The 20,102-nt window shown below is 40.0% G+C and carries 22 protein-coding genes and 1 pseudogene; 10 read left to right on the top strand and 13 right to left on the bottom strand.

All coding sequences use genetic code 11. The annotated features are described in order from the left end of the window. The first annotated feature begins 245 nt into the window (after window positions 1–245). Both AT710_01620 and AT710_01625 read left to right on the top strand, forming a co-directional pair. Window positions 246–692 carry a hypothetical protein gene (locus AT710_01620; GenBank protein ID KUO92917.1) on the top strand — a complete coding sequence of 149 codons (447 nt, stop codon included), beginning with the start codon at window positions 246–248 and terminating at the stop codon, window positions 690–692. A gap of 156 nt (window positions 693–848) precedes the next feature. Next, complete coding sequence (locus AT710_01625; protein ID KUO92918.1) at window positions 849–1,898, top strand: PhoU family transcriptional regulator; 1,050 nt, start codon at window positions 849–851, stop codon at window positions 1,896–1,898. Window positions 1,899–2,036: 138 nt separating this feature from the next. Here AT710_01625 and AT710_01630 read toward each other — a convergent pair whose 3' ends face one another. After that, window positions 2,037–2,621: a hypothetical protein gene (locus tag AT710_01630; protein ID KUO92919.1), complete on the bottom strand. Its 585-nt coding sequence runs from the start codon at window positions 2,619–2,621 to the stop codon at window positions 2,037–2,039. A 186-nt stretch (window positions 2,622–2,807) separates the two neighbouring features. On the opposite strand from AT710_01630, the pseudogene AT710_01635 reads away from it, so the two are divergent. Further along, window positions 2,808–3,932 (top strand): annotated as a pseudogene (locus AT710_01635) (transposase). Window positions 3,933–3,944: 12 nt separating this feature from the next. On the opposite strand, the gene AT710_01640 reads toward AT710_01635, so the two are convergent. After that, window positions 3,945–4,769 carry a hypothetical protein gene (locus AT710_01640; GenBank protein KUO92920.1) on the bottom strand — a complete coding sequence of 275 codons (825 nt, stop codon included), beginning with the start codon at window positions 4,767–4,769 and terminating at the stop codon, window positions 3,945–3,947. A gap of 537 nt (window positions 4,770–5,306) precedes the next feature. After that, entirely contained in the window at window positions 5,307–5,693 is a 387-nt protein-coding gene (locus tag AT710_01645; protein KUO92953.1) for a hypothetical protein, read from the bottom strand. A gap of 45 nt (window positions 5,694–5,738) precedes the next feature. On the opposite strand from AT710_01645, the gene AT710_01650 reads away from it, so the two are divergent. Continuing rightward, the gene (locus AT710_01650) at window positions 5,739–5,957 is read left to right on the top strand and encodes a hypothetical protein (protein KUO92921.1); all 219 of its coding nucleotides are present in this window, start codon (window positions 5,739–5,741) and stop codon (window positions 5,955–5,957) included. A 228-nt stretch (window positions 5,958–6,185) separates the two neighbouring features. On the opposite strand, the gene AT710_01655 is transcribed toward AT710_01650, so the two are convergent. Continuing rightward, entirely contained in the window at window positions 6,186–6,698 is a 513-nt protein-coding gene (locus AT710_01655; GenBank protein KUO92922.1) for a gamma carbonic anhydrase family protein, read from the bottom strand. Between the two features lie 635 nt (window positions 6,699–7,333). On the opposite strand from AT710_01655, the gene AT710_01660 reads away from it, so the two are divergent. Continuing rightward, the gene (locus tag AT710_01660) at window positions 7,334–8,074 is read left to right on the top strand and encodes an RNA-binding protein (protein ID KUO92923.1); all 741 of its coding nucleotides are present in this window, start codon (window positions 7,334–7,336) and stop codon (window positions 8,072–8,074) included. A 170-nt stretch (window positions 8,075–8,244) separates the two neighbouring features. Continuing rightward, window positions 8,245–9,195 carry a molybdenum cofactor biosynthesis protein MoaA gene (locus AT710_01665; protein ID KUO92924.1) on the top strand — a complete coding sequence of 317 codons (951 nt, stop codon included), beginning with the start codon at window positions 8,245–8,247 and terminating at the stop codon, window positions 9,193–9,195. An 86-nt stretch (window positions 9,196–9,281) separates the two neighbouring features. Here AT710_01665 and AT710_01670 read toward each other — a convergent pair whose 3' ends face one another. From AT710_01670 to AT710_01685, 4 genes are all read right to left on the bottom strand, one after another. Then, window positions 9,282–9,674 (bottom strand): hypothetical protein, encoded by a 393-nt coding sequence (locus AT710_01670; GenBank protein ID KUO92925.1) that lies wholly within the window; start codon window positions 9,672–9,674, stop codon window positions 9,282–9,284. Between the two features lie 271 nt (window positions 9,675–9,945). Then, window positions 9,946–10,227, bottom strand: a complete 282-nt coding sequence (locus tag AT710_01675; protein KUO92926.1) for a molybdopterin synthase sulfur carrier subunit — start codon at window positions 10,225–10,227, stop codon at window positions 9,946–9,948. 393 nt (window positions 10,228–10,620) lie between these two features. After that, window positions 10,621–11,334 carry a CoA-transferase gene (locus AT710_01680; protein KUO92954.1) on the bottom strand — a complete coding sequence of 238 codons (714 nt, stop codon included), beginning with the start codon at window positions 11,332–11,334 and terminating at the stop codon, window positions 10,621–10,623. Between the two features lie 14 nt (window positions 11,335–11,348). Then, complete coding sequence (locus AT710_01685) at window positions 11,349–12,152, bottom strand: CoA-transferase (protein KUO92927.1); 804 nt, start codon at window positions 12,150–12,152, stop codon at window positions 11,349–11,351. A gap of 290 nt (window positions 12,153–12,442) precedes the next feature. Between AT710_01685 and AT710_01690 the strand changes: the two genes are divergently transcribed. After that, on the top strand, window positions 12,443–13,537 hold the full coding sequence (locus AT710_01690; GenBank protein ID KUO92928.1) for a hypothetical protein: 1,095 nt from the start codon (window positions 12,443–12,445) through the stop codon (window positions 13,535–13,537). Window positions 13,538–13,543: 6 nt separating this feature from the next. Here the strand turns inward: AT710_01690 and AT710_01695 are convergent, their stop codons facing one another. From AT710_01695 to AT710_01705, 3 genes are all read right to left on the bottom strand, one after another. Further along, a complete protein-coding gene (locus AT710_01695) occupies window positions 13,544–14,443 on the bottom strand; it encodes a hypothetical protein (protein ID KUO92929.1) in 900 nt (299 codons plus the stop codon). Between the two features lie 142 nt (window positions 14,444–14,585). Beyond that, window positions 14,586–14,879: a hypothetical protein gene (locus AT710_01700; GenBank protein KUO92930.1), complete on the bottom strand. Its 294-nt coding sequence runs from the start codon at window positions 14,877–14,879 to the stop codon at window positions 14,586–14,588. 2 nt (window positions 14,880–14,881) lie between these two features. After that, window positions 14,882–15,409 carry a hypothetical protein gene (locus AT710_01705; protein KUO92931.1) on the bottom strand — a complete coding sequence of 176 codons (528 nt, stop codon included), beginning with the start codon at window positions 15,407–15,409 and terminating at the stop codon, window positions 14,882–14,884. Window positions 15,410–15,560: 151 nt separating this feature from the next. On the opposite strand from AT710_01705, the gene AT710_01710 reads away from it, so the two are divergent. Beyond that, window positions 15,561–16,973 carry a hypothetical protein gene (locus tag AT710_01710; GenBank protein KUO92932.1) on the top strand — a complete coding sequence of 471 codons (1,413 nt, stop codon included), beginning with the start codon at window positions 15,561–15,563 and terminating at the stop codon, window positions 16,971–16,973. A 451-nt stretch (window positions 16,974–17,424) separates the two neighbouring features. Continuing rightward, the gene (locus AT710_01715) at window positions 17,425–17,835 is read left to right on the top strand and encodes a hypothetical protein (GenBank protein KUO92933.1); all 411 of its coding nucleotides are present in this window, start codon (window positions 17,425–17,427) and stop codon (window positions 17,833–17,835) included. Between the two features lie 16 nt (window positions 17,836–17,851). Here AT710_01715 and AT710_01720 read toward each other — a convergent pair whose 3' ends face one another. Next, complete coding sequence (locus AT710_01720) at window positions 17,852–18,460, bottom strand: hypothetical protein (protein ID KUO92934.1); 609 nt, start codon at window positions 18,458–18,460, stop codon at window positions 17,852–17,854. Window positions 18,461–18,480: 20 nt separating this feature from the next. Continuing rightward, a complete protein-coding gene (locus AT710_01725) occupies window positions 18,481–18,951 on the bottom strand; it encodes a rubrerythrin (protein KUO92935.1) in 471 nt (156 codons plus the stop codon). 204 nt (window positions 18,952–19,155) lie between these two features. On the opposite strand from AT710_01725, the gene AT710_01730 reads away from it, so the two are divergent. After that, complete coding sequence (locus AT710_01730) at window positions 19,156–20,094, top strand: AbrB family transcriptional regulator (protein ID KUO92936.1); 939 nt, start codon at window positions 19,156–19,158, stop codon at window positions 20,092–20,094. Window positions 20,095–20,102: the final 8 nt, after the last annotated feature.

Raw genomic sequence — 20,102 nt, forward strand, 5'->3', positions numbered from 1 at the left:
AACCTAGATAAGCCTCGCATAGAGCAAAGGGGAACTCACCAATTTAAGCATTATGGTGTAACAGTAATAATGATTAGGAGTACTATATTTACGATTGTATAAATTGCAAATAAGTAAATATGGCTTGTGTTATAATAATTATTATATTTACTTCTTACACACCCCCAATATAAAGTAGCCTAATCACCCTCGGTACGCATAATCTTATCCGTTTACTTGATAAGCCAGGTGAATTAAACATCCATATGCAAGAGCAGATACAGACACCACTTGAACGAAACACCGTAGTGATAGATAATGCCTCTAAGGCCGAAAATGCGATAAGGGAACTATTAGAGAAGGTAGCAATAGCCACGGGCTCCACCGATATAGTTAGGGAACCAGCTGCAGATGTAATAGAGGAACCAAATAGGGTAATTATATTATTCGATGTGCCCGGCGTAGCTAAGGAAAGGATAAAGATAGTGGTGGGCTCTAATTATATAGAGATAAGGGCTGATTCAATGCCCCTTCCGCAAGCTAAATTCATTCATTTAGAGAGAATAGGTAATTATAGGTTGCAGAGACGAATAGAGTTCTCCTTTAAACTTAAGATAGATGAAGCCAAGGCTTATTTAAAAGATGGAATATTACAAATAATTGTGCCTAAATTAGGAGAAAATGCATCTGAGACAGAACTAGTAGTTGAGTGAAATTAAATACCGTAATCTATATTAAATATTTTAGTTATTTGTTGGGAAGTATGCCATAGTGAAGTTAGCATAGTTCTCAATATTACGCTAGCTCTTATTGGCTTCCTGTTGCAGAATAAAGTATTTATAGGGTGCTAGATATAGGAACAGTGATCTATAGTGAAGTATGAACCAGAAACCAGAAGAGTTCAATTAACAGGGGGCGCAACCTTAATAGTTTCCCTTCCAAAGGAGTGGACTAGGGCCACAGATCTAAAGCCGGGAGATGAAGTCCTTGTAATGCCTCAACCCGACTTATCCCTACTGGTCGTACCTAAGAAAATCGATAAAATGATGGCATTCGAGGCAACCCTAAACGTGCAGGATGATTTAGCCAACAAGGAACATCTAGAACGAATATTGCTTTCATATTACTTGGCGGGATATGATGTTTTTAAGCTAAATTTCGACGTATCAACAGCGCCACTGAAGAAGGAGATAAAAGACCTAGTTAGAAGAAAATTAACTGGAGTAGAGGTAACCGAGGAGGGCAGAAATAGCTTAGTCATGCAGAATTTAATTGATATCCCGGACGTCAAGATAAATGATATTGTTCTTAAAATAGTGAGGGCGTTGGCAGGTATGTTGGAGGATGTCAGAACAGCACTTGATACAGCGGATAAAGCGATCCTTAATGATATAATAGAGCGAGATAATGAGGTCGATAAGTTCTATTGGCTTCTTAATAGGTTACTCAAGCGAATGGTAGTTAGCAAACACTCAATGAGTCTCTCCGGTTTAAAGGATCCACGAAACCTATTAGAGTACGCCACTATAAATAAATCGCTTGAGCGAGCCGCAGATCATGTGGTGGAAATATCATATGAGCTACTGAACATGGGCTCATCATACCTAATAGGCATTCCAAAGGACCTTAGAAACAAACTTGGAGACATGACAAGTCTAGATAATAAACTACTTAATTCCATTTCAAAAGCATTCTCAGAGTCCATAACGCTTGAGGAAATCAATAGAATAATTGATTTAGCTAAGTCGGAATCTAAATCTTCCATTCCAAACATAATGAGCGAGATATCCAAGATAGAGATCGATCCCGCCCTGTCGGCCAGCATAAGAACTATAATAAACAGCCTTTCTAGAATTGGAGAATATATATCGGATATAGGGGAAGCAATAATAAGCTTAATAATAGAACAATCAATGTAACAAGTAATATCTTAAAATAATCTATCTTGAACCCAACATTATTCAGTTAATAAAAATAGATAACTGAGGAAAAAGTTGTAGCATAACTGATCCTCTTCCCGTCCTGAAGGGCGACTCCTTATGGTGGTCGCTATTTTGTTACTTTTTTGTTATTATGCTGGTTATTATGTCTTCAAAGAAAAAATGATTAATTAATCTCTCATTAACTCTTAGTCCGTAATTAGCTAGGGAGTCCTCAATAATAGACATGGATTCAGATGAGTAAGTTAATATTATGAAGCTGAAGTTCATTTTAGTGATTTGATTGAGAAGCTCATCAATTAAATTGGAACTTAAGTAATCTAGATATATTGCCGCATCTAACCAATCTATCGAGTTCGATCTATTGCCACCCAATAAGTAGGGCAAGTTAAAAATTATTAAATCTGGGTTCAGGCTCCACCTCAGTGAACTAAGGAGACTGGCTTGTATCACGTCTATACCATCCATTGCCCGCATAGTTAGTTTACATGCATAAGGATTGATATCTATTCCAATTAATTTCCTATATTTGCAATTCATTAAGTGCAATTCTCGTGCTAAGCCACCGATTACGTAGCCACTGCCGCTTCCAATTTCAATTATGGTGACTTCCCCCTTATTATTACAAATATTTCTTAGAAGGGATACCGCTGCTCTAAGCGTTTGATCCGAGTCTTCGGCTGGCCTGTAAACATTATCCACATTTACGATGTGGTGTAATGAATATAAATGCTAAGCATTATACACATGGGGGAAAACCTCGCCATTTATGGCAGGGATGAGGAAAATAACTTTAAATATTTGATGTTTTTGTTTTTCTGATGCCCATCGTGGGGTTTAGGTTTAGAGCATACACCAACGGACAGACACTGGGGGCGTTAAAAGCCCTTGGAGGCGGCTTGTGAGGTCTACAATACCCTACGATGGGCAGACACGCACTTCTACCATGAGGATGAGAAGGGATTAACCCTCACGGAGTTGAGGCAACTAGCCCTCGACCTCAGAAAACAAGATGAGGAATACCAACAGCTATATTCGCAAGTAGTTCAACAAGTCGCGGATAGATATTATGAGGCTAGGCAACGCTTTTTCAATTGGCTTGCAAGATTCCCGAGGGAAAAGAAACCCCATAAGTACTACAGCCTTGTTTATCCGCAGAGCGGTTGGAGGATATTAGCTAGGGAGGGGAAGGGCAGGAAGGAGAAAAAACTAGTGTTGATGTTATCAAGTCTAGGCGTCTTCAAACTAATCATTCATAGGGACTTTCCACTAGAGAAGGTGGAGAGGGTTGTGGTGAAATTGACGAGGAGTGAAAGGGTTTTCATCTCATTCATTGTTGAGGATTATGAATTTCCGAAGCTGCCAAATACTGGGGAGGCGGTGGGGATCGATGTTGGGGTGGAGAAGCTTCTCGTGACTTCGGATGGGGAGTACCTCCCAAACCTGAGGCCCTACGAGAAGGCCCTAAACAAGGTGAGGAGGCTTCATAAGGCCCTATCTAGGAAGAAGTTTCTATCTAAGAATTGGTTCAAGGCTAAGATGGAGCTTGCTAGGGCTTATGAGCACATGGAGAGCCTTAGAAGGGATCTATACATGAAGTTGGGGAGGTATTTTGCGGAGCACTACGATGCTGTGGTTATGGAGGATATCTCCGTTAAGCAGCTTATTGGTAAGTCTGGGAGGAAGATGAGGCAAAGGCTTCATGACGTCGCCATTCATGAGCTTAGGAGCATCGTGAAGTACCAGATGGAGAAGTATGGGAAGAAGGTGGTTTTAGTGGATCCGAGGGACTCCTCGAAAACGTGCGCCAAGTGTGGCTACGTAAAGGACTTAACTTAGTGATGGGGTGTTTGAGTGCCCAGGTGTGGTTGGAGGGCTGATAGGGATTATAATTCCTCTCTTAATCACTTGAGGCGTGCGGGGTGGGAGCCGCCCGCAGCGCCCGTGGAGCTCCGCCCACTACCCATAACGATGGGCAAGGCGGGGCAAGGAAGCGGGAAGCCCCGCCCTTAAGGGCGGGGTAGCTCACAGTGATGATGATAAAATCAGATATAGTAACACGTTTGGAACAAACATTACGAATACATAGATTGTGAATACTATCTCCGTGGATAAGCTAGTTTCCAGGGATACCAATGTTGAGAGCAGCGAGATGGATACCACAGTTGATAAATAACTCACCGTATATACTATTGCCGCTATTAATGGATTATACATTAATCCAAGAATATATGCAAGTGAGTATATTGTTGAGGCAGTGAAGAGCGGTATGAGCGAGGCCAGGGAATACGTTACCCAATATATCATATCATGCAAAGGCATCAATATTCTCAGTATCATAACATTAATGATTATGAATAAAATTATTGATATAATAGTTACATATTGAGGAATAAATACGTCAGTCGTCGGCAATAAAAACAGCAGTTTAATACCACTCATATACATTATGATGCTGCTCAACGCCAATATCAGCAATGAATAGATGAGCAATATTCTGGACTCTACTTGATGAAGATAAACACCTATCGGCCTTAATGATAGGTAATTAATTAATTTATGCAGTGAACCAAGGGGCTTCTCCTCATCTATATTCATTCCACGTAAAGCATCAACCACATTTCTACCCCTATCGGTTAAGAGCACATTTGATCCTATCCTAGTCACAAGTCCCTGAAGCCTCATGGTTTCTATATCATATAATAATATGGATAGTGGGATGTTCAATTCTTTTTCTAATTCCACCAATGATTTTGATGATGCATAAATGGCCTTTAATATCCTTAACCTACGGGGACGAGAAATCACATAACGAATATACATCGGTCCATTATTAGCTGATCCATTCATTAATTAACCACCTCAAATTCATTCCTTAAACGAGCAGAATACATATAACTATGGTGAGGAACTCCTACTCCACTACCTAATTCAAGTAGCAACAATAGATGAATCACCGCATCCTCTGCATCATAGTGATCACAATTATTTAAGTATTTTCGTCCAATATGACGGCTAGTAGATACGCAAAGCAAGGAAAGCATATAAATATGGTTCAAAATATATTATCAAGGTAATAAATGACTATTGATGAAATCAAGAGTTGGATCATCTCACTGCTCACGAGGAGACAACGAGTCACTCTCAATGAATTACTGGAGCAAGCCGAATCTAAAGGAATAGGACGACTAGCTCTCTTTATTGCAATTAACCAAATAACACAAGAGGAAAGAGACATAATAGCCCGCAATCCCATAGAAATCACTAGAATATCAATAGGAAATGAAGAAATCAGAATTTCACTACCTCAAGAAATGGAAAAGAAACAAATCACAAGACAACGGCGACAACATACCAAAAGTACCGCTAACATAATGGACGTACTATTCACAANAACAACAGAAAGAAGAACAAAAACAAGAACAAAAACAACAGAAAGAAGAACAAAAACAAGAACAAAAACAACAGAAAGAAGAACAAAAACAAGAACAAAAACAACAGAAAGAAGAACAAAAACAAGAACAAAAACAACAGAAAGAAGAACAAAAACAAGAACAAAAACAACAGAAAGAAGAACAAAAACAAGAACAAAAACAACAGAAAGAAGAACAAAAACAAGAACAAAAACAACAGAAAGAANAACAAAAACAAGAACAAAAACAACAGAAAGAAGAACAAAAACAAGAACAAAAACAACAGAAAGAAGAACAAAAACAAGAACAAAAACAACAGAAAGAAGAACAAAAACAAGAACAAAAACAACAGAGACTCAATATCACTCTTCCTGGCTTCAACGAGTCCGATGTTGAGCGGGGGGTAATGGCTATAATTCAATATCTTAATAAATATTGGAGCGTGGGTAGAATACGGCTAATTGATGATGTTCATCACATTACCGGCATTCCACGTGATGCTTTATCGCGAATATTGGATGCAATGGGCAAGCAAGGCCTTGTAGAGATAGTGGAGCCTGGCGTAGTTAATAAAACAGACAAGACTCCGGTCATTGGCATCAAACTCTCGGAGCTTCTTAATTAACTCCCCACACTAACGGGATTACACACTCTAAATACCAAGAGGATTATTCTGCTGCCGCGACCCTGTCTCATTGAATAAATCTGCTCCTAATTGAATTATAGCAGAAACACATGCCAAGTCTCTTTATTGACGTAGTAATAATAATTGAATTATTCACTTTAAGAGGGGAGTTTACCTTTATTCTGACCTCCTCCCCGCCCTAAAGGGCGAGGCTTGTTGTTCGTTTTATCAGAGGACTCCCATGTATTCCTTAGCTAGCTCCAGGTACGCTTTATAATTATTAATTATGCGAGCTTTGGTCTCCTCATCAACGGTTTTTATGACCTTAGCTGGAACACCTACTGCAATGCTGTACGGCGGTATTACTGACCCTTCCGTTACCACGGCACCGGCACCTATTATTGAATAATCACCTATAACCGAGTTGTTCAGCAATATCGCTCCCATTCCTATTAATACATTATTTCCGATCTTTGCGCCATGAATCAAGGCCCTATGACCTATCGTAACCCCATTACCTATTTGGGTGACTATCCCCTTATCTGTATGCACCACTGTAAGATCTTGTATGTTAGTATTATCTCCTATAATTATCTTATCCTCATCTCCTCTAACTACCACGAATGGCCATAAGCTAACATCATTGCCTATCTCCACATCACCTATCACATATGCAGTACTCGGTATCAATACATTCCTGCCTATCCTTGGATACTTATCCCTATACCTTAAGACAGGCATAGAAAAATACCCATTTTAGGCTTTAAAACATTAATTAGAATAACTCAATTCATTGAAGATGAATCAGCTGCAAAATCGATATTAAAATCACTATGCAGATTACCCCATCTTGATGAGCGGAGTTTCACAGGTGATGACCCAATGCTAGATCATTCTTAACATACCCACACCTAGCGCATGTTCTTGCGGCGTAAGCTGGATTAATGTGAAGGACAAACACCACCTAGAGGAAGTTCCGGAATAAGATATTTCTATCGATTGGTGAGGATGACCCTGTTGTTAAGATATGTCATTCCGGATGCCGGGAAGGTTTAGGTGATGACAATAACGGTTGTGTGCTCCAGGGCATACAGCATAGAGAACCAGAGAAGAATGTAGCTAGCCACCTTACTGGTAATTCCTCAGTTTCAATCACACATTATTGAGAAAACTAGCATTGTAGTTTCATCAAGAAACCCCATTACTCATGATGAATCATCGTGGAGTAGTCTCCACAAAGGAACCCCTAACCTCGGAAAAACACTTGCCCATTCAGAACTAGGAAGAAGTCAGCAAAATCATTATAACGATATGTTTAAAACTAGAAGAGCGCCTTTGCTTTAATGATTTATGGATTTAATGAAGGTGATTAAATAATGGAGATCAATGTATCGGATAAACAGATAGTTTTGCCGGGGGATCAAATAGGAGTGAAGGGGGCTTCACCCATAAGTGGCGCAATTTATACTGAGGGGGATAAGGTATTCGCCGCAGCCGTGGCGGTAATTAACGTGAAGGAATTGGATTCCGGCGAAAAGGAAATTCAAGTAATTCCATTAAATGGAACATATAGGCCCCGGGTTGGCGATATGGTAATAGGTTATGTAATTGATATAACGGTCACCGGCTGGGAGGTCGACATAAAATCTCCTTATGCTGCTTTTCTCTCGATTCATGAAGCTACCTTAAGGCAATTAGATGTGACTACCGTGGATCTAAAATCAATATTGAAAATAGGGGATGTAATTCTGGCTAAAATAATAGATGTTAATTTATCCAGGGATTACCCGGTTACGTTAACCCTAAGGGAGGCACGTTTAGGAAGAATAGAAAATGGAGTGGTGATAGAGGTTGATCCCACAAAGGTTCCGCGGGTAATAGGTAAGAAGGGATCAATGGCTAACATGTTCAGGGAGGAATTGGGTTGCGACGTCACCGTTGGACAAAATGGGCGTGTATGGATAAGATGCAAGGATCCAGAAGATGAATCCTTCGTGGTTCACGCAGTTAAGAAGATAGAGCGGGAAAGCCATACTAGTGGATTAACAGATAAAATGAAGGCTTATGTAGCGGAATACAAAGCTAATCGCGCAGCATCAAAGACACAACCATCCTAAGGCTCAAGTCCTTCCTGATTATTTGTTATATGCATGGGGGAAGCCCCTTAAGGGTGGGGTAGCTCACTTGTTGTTACGTACTTCATCTGATGCCCCTCTGGAGGGATTGGGCTTTAATTTATTGGCCAATGCAATAATTTATTTAAAGTGGTATCGCTGCCATTATTGGAATGACATTAATAGATAGATATGGTAGGCCGCTGCTTAAGCTTAGGATAGTCGTTAATAGTGTCTGCAATTTCTCCTGTATATTTTGCCACTTTGAAGGACAGGCCAAATTGATTCCCGAGCTCTCTCCTGGCGATATAGGTTTCGTCGTTGATGCGGCCATGAAGATTGGAATAAGTGACTTTAAGATAACGGGCGGCGAGCCTCTCTTGAGACGAGATATATTGGATATCGTTAAGGAGATATCATCTAGACGGCCAAACGATATTTCCCTCACTACTAATGGGTATAATCTGAAAGACTTGGCCAGCGACTTAAGGAATTCCGGTCTCTCTCGGCTAAATGTTTCTCTACATAGTTTAAGACCAGATAGATACAAGTATATAACTGGAGTTAATGGCTTCGAGAATGTTATAAATGGATTAATGGAGGCCAAGAATTACTTCAATAAAATAAAATTAAATGTGGTTCTATTAAACGGAATAAACACCGATGAAATAAACGACATAATAGATTTCGCGGTCACTAATGAATTCAACCTGCAATTCATCGAATTAATGCCGGTAGGTGATGGGTCTCACATATTTGGAAAATATTACTATGATATAAACAATGTATTACCATTATTAGAGAAAAGGGGGAGATTCATAGGGAATAGGGCCGATCTCCATAATAGGCCGTTATTTATGGTGGACGGCATAAAGGTGGAGCTAATAAAGAATTATAAGAATCCAACGTTCTGCGCTGGATGCACTACAATGAGGCTCACATCGAATGGTGGACTAAAGACCTGCCTATATAGGGAACCAATCATGAATCTATGGAACATAATAAAGAATAGGGATCTAGATTCATTAATTAATGCATTTAAACAAGCCAACATGATGAGGGAACCAAACTTCAAGAGCGTTGAACCAAGTAACATAAAGATAAGGCTTACCTCCAGCACATAATACATTAATCCATACTAGTTACTTACTTGCTTGAAGACTACATTCATCGCCCTATAGGTAAGTCGAAGAATTATTTCCTTTTCAGGCTAGATTGTGCGGCTACCTATGCCCATCAATCGCAGTTCATGAATTAATCCCTCATATATGCTTCTGGCAGTCTCTCTCCTTATGCTTAACTTTGCGCATGCAGATGCAGTGTCAAGCATGCATGTATTTGGTACATCGCTTAGCAAGGAGATTTCATTTATTATTCGTTCCCTATAATTTCCTATTGGGTGTGAATTAATGGCTATGTGGAGTGATGCCAGTAATTCATGCAGAATATCTATTACTAATTCAGTACAACAATCATTATTTTCAGAGCCATGGTCATCCTCATATAGCAGATTTAAAATATTTCCAATAGTTGACTCTATAAGCTGTAGATCCATTGATTTCACCTTATCTAAATTGCTCAGCAAAATCAAGTTTTTATTCATAATTATAATAGATATTTATCCACTTATAAAGATAAGGGTTTAGAGGAGGCATTACCCTTCTTCCTTTAAAGTGTGCTTCACTGAATTTTTGCCTCTACCATAGGACTTTATCTTACAAGGGGTTAAGGGGACAAAGGATCCCTTCATGTGAATAATAGGATAGTGCTCGTTGAGGCGTAAACCCTAACCGAGGGGCCCTCTTATTAGGGCAGAAACCTATGTGGTTTCTCGATATTCGCATCGTTAATGAGGGAGCTAACGTAATGCATGATCATCCGCCTCCAATAGGAGGCAGCAGAACTACCTCATCCCCATCATTTAATTCGGTTAAAAGTCCTTTTCTGAACTCTATTGCCCTGCCATTAACTAATATATTATATCCATCCCGTACTTTATCTCCGTCAAGCAGAGTTTTGGATATGCTTGGATTTACTTTCTCATCTATTATCTTCAACAGGTCGCGTATGGTGTACCCATTAGGCAGCTCAAGCTCCATTCTCAAGGTCTTAGCCATATCATAAAACGTGGCCAAAAACTTCACTATTACCTTCATCTTATTTGCTTTGCAGGTTTTCTCTTAATAAGCCTTTGTTTTTAGGCAATCAAAAATGAATGAGTGCCCCTAATTCGCCTGTATATTTTGCGTGGAGCAGTGATAAAATGAATGACAAGCCTCGCCTTTCAAGGTTGGGTAAAGCCTAAGTCCTGGTGTTGGTGGGATAGTTAGCTTCCCTAGTCAATTCTTTGGGAATGAGGAGTGAAGGGCCAACCCCGCAATGCCAAGGGAATGAGTAGCGCCCGTGAATGGGGCGTAACCCCCTAGATCTAGGGGAATCCTCGCCAAATGGTGGGGAAGAGATCAGTTCCAGATATGTGTGGCATAAGGTATCTTGATTTATTGCTTTATAAAAGAATGAGGCCTCCATCCTTTAAGGCAAGGAATATATCACTTGTACCTTACATTATTAGGGTCAATTCTATTCAATAGGCTAAGCTCCTCCTCATTTAATGGATCCATGTAGGTCAATGAATCCATGTGTGGAGCAAAGCCCATGTTTGATAATACATCGTTTAGATCAGTTCCACGTATTAATGATTTTAGTACCCATTCACTTATTGATTGATCATATTCCATGTATGCTTTTGGCGTGCAAAGAACTATTCTTCTTTTCTCATCAATGGAGGGCCCAGGTGCGGTGATGAAGTCAACCTTGGCGGGAAGGCTTCTCTTACTATGTTCATTTAACCAAAGTATTAATTTTCTTGAATGTACATATAGGTAAGCTGCTGCGGCTCCTCCAGGTAGTCTAACCCTCGGTTTTTCCCAACTACCTATCACAGATATATTCAAGTTAGCTTGCGCATCCACTTGAGCCGCACTGAAGAACATTATATCTAGGAGCCCCTTTCTAGCCAAGTCGAAAGCCTCCAAACTAGTAAGTATTCCCTTGCCTCCATGAAAGGCAAAGGGATCTCCAGATGATGGTGTGATGCTTATGTCCTCCGCATCATATATCTCAGAGACGCTAAGTAGCTTGAGCCTCAATCCCCTAGCCTTAGCTAATGCAACGGCAAGAAGAGGCAATGCTGATGAGAGACCCACATACACCAACGACTCATTATCTATTGCGCGACTCATGCAATTAATCACGTTATCTATGGGTCTCTCGTTTCTCACAATAGCTTCACCACATTACCATAATTAATGCCATTTCTCACGGATTCATAATAGGATTTTATTGCATCATAATTAGCTTCATATAAACCATACATAGAGGTCGGATAAGCTCCTCGAGGTGATTCGATGACAGCATTAACCTTTATGCCAGGAATTGTTAACCTGCTTGGGTCTTCCTTGAAATAATCCTCATCAACTATCCGCTCGGCTGTTATGATCACCTTCTTTGATGCATAGACCTTGAGGAGATCCTCGTATTTAGGACCAACTAATTCTGCGTCTCCCTCGGCGTCGGCATTATGTACGTGAATGATAGCTACATCTGGTTCTATTGCCTTAACTACTAGCACATCTTTACCTGTAAATGGGTCCCTAGTTAATCCCCACGTGTTATCATCTAAGTGCATCTTCACAATATTAGATCTCAAATCAACGGAGCTAACCATAAATGGTAATCCAAATGCACCTGCTCGTAATCCAGCCATTATTGCTTCACACACATCCTCCTTAACTCTTAATTTGCCGGTCTCCGCAAAAATTCTAAAAGCTGGCGCTATTCCAAATCTCTCAAATGAAGCCATAGCCATCCTGACCTCATCCNCCTTCCCTGAAAGTATTAGCAGGTCAAAAGCAAGCCCTGGTTCCCTATCAAGTAATCGCAAATTACGCCTATTGCTGCTTCCGAGAGCCTTTGCGAAAGCCATGGGGTTCCTATGGAAGGACATTCCGCCAATTGTGATCCAATCTCCATCATTGATCAACTCTATTGCATAATTAAGATCAACCAATTTATTTGCCATAGTAAGATTATAGATTAGCAAAGAAAAATAAATTTTTCTACTAATTAATTGATAAACGAATGACAAGCCTCGCTCTTTAGGACGGGTATGGGCAAATCCTAGTGAAGGGCAGCAAAACACATCTGAATCCCAGCATGAAGTGAGCCTCAGTAGCCCCGGTGAAAGCGGGGTAACTCCCAAACCCCAGGGAACCCTCGCCAAATGGCGGAGAGGGGGTCAGAGATTTCTTGCGCAAGATTGGTTTCTCACGATAGAAACCAATATTAAGTATTCTAGATTCAGTGATCTAAATGAGCGAATGCGGCGTAGATCTTCAATGCATTACAGGAATACTGAGAAGCGCAATTCATGAATTACCTAATGCCAGAGATAAGGTAGCTAAGGTGGTAAATAGCTTGCCTGAAAACTTGTTGAACGATATAATTAATAATGAGATAAATCCAGAGGATTTGAAAAGATTATGTGAAGTTGAACCGCCATTAATAAAGGCGTTCGCCTTGGTAAAACCCTATAGAGTGACTAATAAGGAAGTGGCTCAATGCATGGCGCTCGCCCTCCTCGATGCAGGTAAATATGATGAAGCTGCTGCTTTAGTGGAGCGCGCAATGGAGCTGGCGCCCAATGCCGATGACTTGGATTACCTAAGAGCATTGCTAAGCATAATACATGCTGGTTCCTTAATCCCTAAGGCGGAGAATCTACATATAAACAATAANCATGGGGAGGAGGAGGAATTAATAACGAGAGCCGCAAGAGATTATATTAATGCCGCTAATATTTATGAAGCAATTAACGAGCATGAACATGCGGAGCTAGCTAGGTTCAATGCGTTAGATTTACTGGCCAAGCATTACTTTATTCATGGGAATCTAGATGATGCATTAAAACAATATACGCGTTGCATGGCTGTAATTAAGGATGAGGAAATCACTAAGATTTGTAAATCCATGATGATGCTCATAGATGCTGTAATGTCGGGATCCCCTGAAAAACATGTGGTTGCCGGCGATGAATTAATGAATAATAACATGCCGCAATACGCATTGTTGGCCTATGGCTCTGCATATCAATTAAATGATGATCCATATATATACACCAAGTACATAGCAGCACTAATCAACTATATTGATGATAAAATAAGAGATGAGTATGGAAGCTTCATGAATCTATTGAACGACATAAGAATCACAGGCATAAAAAGCGTTGCTGATCACATGGGCGTCTCCTATGATGCTTTATTGAAGTACCTGGAAGCGAAGGCAGCATTGGAATACGGTAGGGAACCCAGTGCCCTTATTAGGTATTTGGCAAATGATGAGGAAATGATTAGTATAGTAAAGAAAAAATTAAGCGAGTGGTTAAGTCAAGAAAATAATGAAACTTAACGAGTTTTAGATCGCGATGAAGCCGCCGCCGCGTAGCACCGCATCTATGACTCTTTGATCCCTTATTGCATCCTCTATGGTGGTTCGTGGTTTCTCCGTTCCCCTTACTGCGCCTATTGCATTCCTATCCTCCATTAACAATTGATCAACTATGGCTTTCGGTTCGTAACCCTCACAATCTGTTCTATTATTAAGTAGGTCTAATGTACATGAATTACCGCTATTTCTAATTATATTATATTGACGCATCTTAACGCTTGACACCCATGATGCATGAATCACGGCGGTAATACAATTATCTATATTTAATGAAACTATTGATGAGACTATGAATTTTTCTTTCTCGATATTTATTGATCGCAACGTCATTGTAGTTGGCTTGGTTGCCCAAATTACCGCATCTATATCGTGAAGAATCAAGTCGAATACCACATTTATATAAACGGAAAAATCCCTATTAAGCCGAGATAATCGCTTGGCATCTATGTGGTATAGATCCTCTATCTTAGCCAAGTGCTCTATTAACGGATTAAACCTCTCTATATGGGCAGGGATCACTAGGTGACCGGTCTCCCTGGACTTATTCAGTAATGCTACTCCATCCTCTACTTTGGTAATAACAGGCTTCTCCACCAATAAACTAGATAAATCAATCAATTTAGATGCCAACTCATAATGAGACGCAGATGGCGTGGCTATAATGGTTAGATCGGGNTTAAAGGAAAATACATCATCAAGGCTGGGCAAATGCACGGCACTATACTTATCGGCTGCTTCCCTTGCCTTATCGCTCAATATATCGAAGACACCTATTTCTGAAACATGATTATCCTCTGCACGTATCTTATTCAATGCACTTAAATGGAGTTGACCCATCCTTCCTGCTCCAACTACAGCCACCTTCATACGACTCGCCCACTACTATTGATTAATATTTTTTGCACTCACATAATAAACTACCCCCGGCCCTTACGGATGGGGTCTCAGGTGTTAAAAGATGAAACGCATTGCCTCTTTACCACCCATCATCTTAAGGCGGAGAGCACTATTAGCATCGTAATTGATCGAGGGATTTAAGTAAATCACTTATGGATCGCCCGCTCCAAATAATCTCATTACTGCATTCCACTTGAATGGATTCCACGGGATAATTTGTGAGCACTTGATGAGGAGCCAATGGGAATGCCTTACTCCACGAGACGACTTTCTCAGCATCATCGAGGGCCTTTATCTCGCTTTCTATTATAACGCCGTATTTAATTCCCTTAAACTTAATCCTTATCTTTAATCTATATCTTCGAGCTTTCTGCACAAGCTCCTCAAGCTCTTTAAGCGTTACCATAATTATAGATTGGGATTCATGGGTTTAAAAGTAAACGCTTTATAATAAGTCAATATTCCATCAGAGCTTATCAGCGCTAGCACTAATTGCATTCCATTATTCTCCGAGTACTTGATTAGATCTATTATGCTCCTAATGGTTTCTCCCCGGCCCTCATTAACTATCTTTATTATGTACCTCGGTCTCTCATTAATGGCATCCTTCTTTTTCTCCCACACGGCTAAATCAATAGATGAACCCCGCAAGACGCGTACCCTATAACCTCTCTTTTTTAGATCAAGGAAAACTATGAACCTCCAGAAATCACTTTCAGGCAGTAATTGGTCTAATCCCACATATTCATCATTTACATAAATAATTGTGTCCGAATCATTCACTAAAATATATGCTAAATCTATGGGGTCCGTCGATAATCCTCGTTCATCTAGGTATTTTTTGGTATCCGAGTCGCCGGGTTTAAGCTCATCATTAACCTTAGTAAACCTTAATTTTTTCTTGACTTTAGTGTTAGCGTTGGGTTGCTCATCCATGTGATTGACATCACCATAAATAAGTAGATGTTATTAAAAATATCGCTGCACAAGCCTTAACCTAATAATCATAGTAATTCAATTATGAGCGCTTGAATAAACGAATGAACACTAGCCATTTAAACCTTAAGCCTCAATGGGTTTATCAAGTATGAGCAATAAGCTGAAAATGCTTAATGATCTATTACGAGCGTTTCGACTCGGTGATGGAGATGACTCCTATGCCAGATTTCTTGATCAATATAGGGTTTTATTAATGGAACGATTGGAAAAAAAGTTTAACAAGAGTTTGAAGTATATAGTTGATAATTTGCTTTATGATAATGAGGTCACATTGTTCTTCATTAATGCAATAGTCAGCATTGGAAATTTGCTGTCAATAGAGCTCTTGGGGAATAATAAGCGAAGCAATGGGGATTACATAGATGAATCATTAAATGCTTTTGGGGAATACATGGCTAGGGGCAACAAGAAGCACTTAGTGTTACTGTTTAAGGAGGATAGTAATGGATTACAAAAAATAGATCCAAGAATAAGGGGAGAGGAACGCTTTGGGCTGCTCTCATTCATGCCCATTGTTGTATCCATAGTGGTATTCTTGCTCACAATCAGCATAAGCAGGAATATAATAATTTCATGGGTCTCATCAATAGCATCATCTATAGTGGTAATGCTAATATCAATGCTGATAATTACGGATAGGATCCGTAAATACGATATAACCAATGGGCGGGTGATTAAGATCGATATAGAAATAGATCCAAATACGCCTAGGGAGTATGTTGAGCGAGCTATGTCTCTCCTCTCAACTATTGATTATCCAACAATACAAGATGTGCTTGAATACATAAATGCCAAGATAAAGCCCATTCTTAGGAACCCAATGATTAATATCGAGGAGTATCAATTACGGTTACCTCAAGATATTAAAAAGCTACGTAAAACCAAGATATATATAGCCATCTCTAGTTACTGCAATGCATTCTCCATGGGATTACCTAAGAAAAGCATATTCATATCTAATAAGATGTTTGCTTGCATGAATAGGCATGAATTAAGCGCTGTGCTACATCATGAATTAAGTCACATAATGAATAATGACTCCGCATGGCTTATGATAATCCTGTCAGTTACTAATGCCTTCGGCATAATCTTCGCAGTAATTATACCTATCTACCTAGGCCTACGACCAATATATGTATCGCTATCCTACTTAGTTTACCTCATTGGATCCATAATAATGATAAAGCAGTACAACAAATGGAGGGAACTAAAAGCAGATAGGGACGCTATCAATCTGGGCAAGGAAGCAGCAATGAGCAAAACCAATCCAATCATTATTAAGGGATTATTGGCATCTCTAATAAAGGTAGGATACCCCACTGCATTTAAGGAGAGAAAAACATATGCCAGGATCAAGGCATTAATTCTGGATGATCATCCATCAATCGAGAAAAGAGTATCTAAAATACTTGACCTAACATTAAACGATAAATCCAGTGATGAAGCCATTAAAAAACAGCCGAAGAGAAATCTACGGATTAGGATAAAGGGAAGTTTATGATACTCTCCTCGATCCTTAAGAACTGGCCTCCTCCCTCTCTATTTAATGGATGAGGCTTGTCGTTTCCTCCGACCTCTTCCCCGCCCTTTAGGGTTCCCCGGGGTCTTGGGGGTTACGGCCCTTTATGGGCGCTACTCGGTGCCCCGCATTCGCGGATCCTCTTCCCGGTATTGCGGGGGAAATCGGCTCCCACTCCCCATTCTCCAAGAATTGACCGGAGAGGACATTAAAGGGAAATAATCCTCCTTTTCAAGCTTTACCCCGCCCTAAAGGGCAAGGTTTGCTATTCGTTTCCTACCAATACTTTCGCTCGATTTCTTCCTTAAAAGAAGTTCCACGCCTCTAAAAGGTTTACGGAAAATGAAAAAGAAGGCTTCCGAGCTTTCAGCGGGGAGAGCATGTCAGATTTAACCCCTAACTTTATAAGTCGGATGAAGGCTTCATAAAATAAATGTCAGTGATTGATAGATTAAACGTATTGATAGAGAGCCTTAAGAGCATTAAATCGTCATGCAGAGATCCTGACTTGATAGAGGATGCCATAAATAAAGCATTGGAGATAGAGCGCGATGTATCGATAATGGCTGATTCCCTAATCGACATATATACAAGATCAAGATACTTGGTTGAGAAATATATCGGCAAAGGATCGGTTCTCAATATTGATCAACGAATAACTCAGCAGATACTTGATATGATAGGAACAGGCTCATCACTTGATAAGATACTTGAGGGCAAGGATGAGGAGGAGTCTCAAATGATTATTTATATACTAAACGCCATGAAACAAGCGGGTTTGGTGGACTTTAACATTACACTTATTAATGGTAAAATCAAGATAAACATCAATAGGTCGCTCTGAAAGCAATACAACATTGCTAAATTGCCCATTTAATCGAATTAATGCTTATTGAATTACGTAAGGAAACCAAGGTATCGCCAGGTATCTTCACCTTGGCCTTAACCTCGCTATGATCCACTAAGATGGTTACATCATCTGTTTTCATCAGTGATGCGGCTAAGCCATTGCTCTTGTACTTAAGGTAATGAAGGCTTCTAGCCTGTGCGCCAGGTTCATAATCGCTTGGATAAATCGGCAATGCCTTTATTACATTACTATCTATTGCTAAACCCATTCCCCTCTCTATGCCGCTATATTTGGGAAGCAGCTTTCTCATCTCGTCATCATTATATACATGTATAAATAAGGTGAAGGATATCTCATCGTGGCTTGGTATCATGGGCTGGTATGTACTTATTATTTCCCTTATCATTTGATCATCATCCGTGCCCTCCATATGAATGGTTTCCTCTATTTGGAACCAAACTGTGGCTGCATCTTCAAATAAAATAGTTAATCTATCAGTTAATTTAAGGTAACGAGGAGCCTTATAATTAGAGATTATTCTATATGCTTCTTTCCGTATTTTTTCATACTCAGACGCCGGCTTAACAGCATTTATTAACCGTAGTATTTCGCTCTGCATGCGGCTTCGCTTTTCCTTACTTATAATTTGCCCAGGGTTTCGTCCTCTACTTCAGCCTTAATGCCTTTATTCTTATAGTATTTCTCCAGCGCCTCATTAAATCGATTAGCGTGATACCTCTCAACCTTAGCAACAGCCTCAAACCACTCAGCTACCTCTTGGTAGCCCTCATCCCGCGCCACCTTAGCAAATCCAGGATACATTTGAGTCCACTCATATGTCTCGCCATATATTGATGCCTTGAACGCATCTTCTATCGTTTTTATCTCTATATCAGCCACGGGATCANCGCCAAGATACATTAAGTGACCAAATGCATGACCAGTCTCGGCATTTGCTGTCTTCTCGAATACTTCGGCAACATCATTCAAACCAAGCTGCTTAGCCATTCTTGCATAGTATAGATATCTCCTATTGGCCATGGATTCCCCTTGAAAAGCTGCCTTTAGGTTTTCATAGGTTTTACTTCCCTTTGGGATTTTAGTACTCATAACTTAAGGAAGCTATTAATAGTTAAAAAAACTTACGTCTTTCACTAACTGGCTTTAAGTAAAGGTGATTATTTTTAAGGACCGCACATGATAAAAACTGATAAAGATAGGGCGATTCGCCTTTAAGGCGGAACGGACTTAACTTGCCTCAATTGCATTTTCAAAAACCTTTTTAAGCTAAATAAATAGTCTAAATTGATTTCGATGTCAATGTATAGAAAGGTAATTCGAATAGGCGAGAAGAGCATAGGTATAACATTGCCGAAGAATTGGCTTGACTCGATAGATATAGGGCTCGGGGATTTAGTTGAGGTGAGGGCCGCGGGAGATATGTTGGTGATAAAACCTGTCACCACGGGGAGACCTGAAGAGAAACCCACGGAATTCTCAGTAAGCGACGATATTGATGAAGTAAGCAGGATAATAATAGCCAGCTACATAGAGGGACTCGACAGCATGGCGCTGAAGGGAAAACGAGAAGCGATAAGGAGGGCATATCAACGAATAGAGCCAAAGCTCCCGGGTTCCCTAATACTGGAGGGCGAAGCTGAGACTATAATAAAAATAGCGACCTCCGAAGTTAATGTAGATCTACTAGAAATATTATCCAGTATGTCATCTATACTTAATTCAATGTTTGAGAGACTTGTAGCGTATTTAGAGAATAATGGGGATAAAAACATCACTGAGCTTCTGGAAATGGATGACCAAGTAGATAAATTATACTTCCTTGCACTGAGGGCAATAAAGAAGTTATCATTCAAGGATCCAAAGGAATCAATAGATGACACGCTTGTGGTAAAGAATATGGAACACATAGCGGATGCGTTGGATAGAACCGCTAATTTCATTCGTAGATCCAATTTCTCCCAAGCATGCTTATCCAAGCTCTCCACCAAAGTAAAGGATGTATGGTCATATTCCCTGAAGGCCATTACTGCATACTTATCTAATTCGAAGGATAATGCATTAAGAGTGATAACCAATAGAGAGACAATGCTGGATAACATTTTCAGTATAATAAAAGAAGGACACTGCGAGCGCGATATTGCCGGAGTCATCCATGAAAGCCAATTAATAATTGCATTATCTGTGGATATCGCTGAATCAACATTCTCCAAATATGTGCGTCAAATAATTTAGAGTCCCAT

The organism is Thermocladium sp. ECH_B, assembly GCA_001516585.1.
In the GTDB taxonomy this organism is placed as follows: domain Archaea; phylum Thermoproteota; class Thermoprotei; order Thermoproteales; family Thermocladiaceae; genus Thermocladium.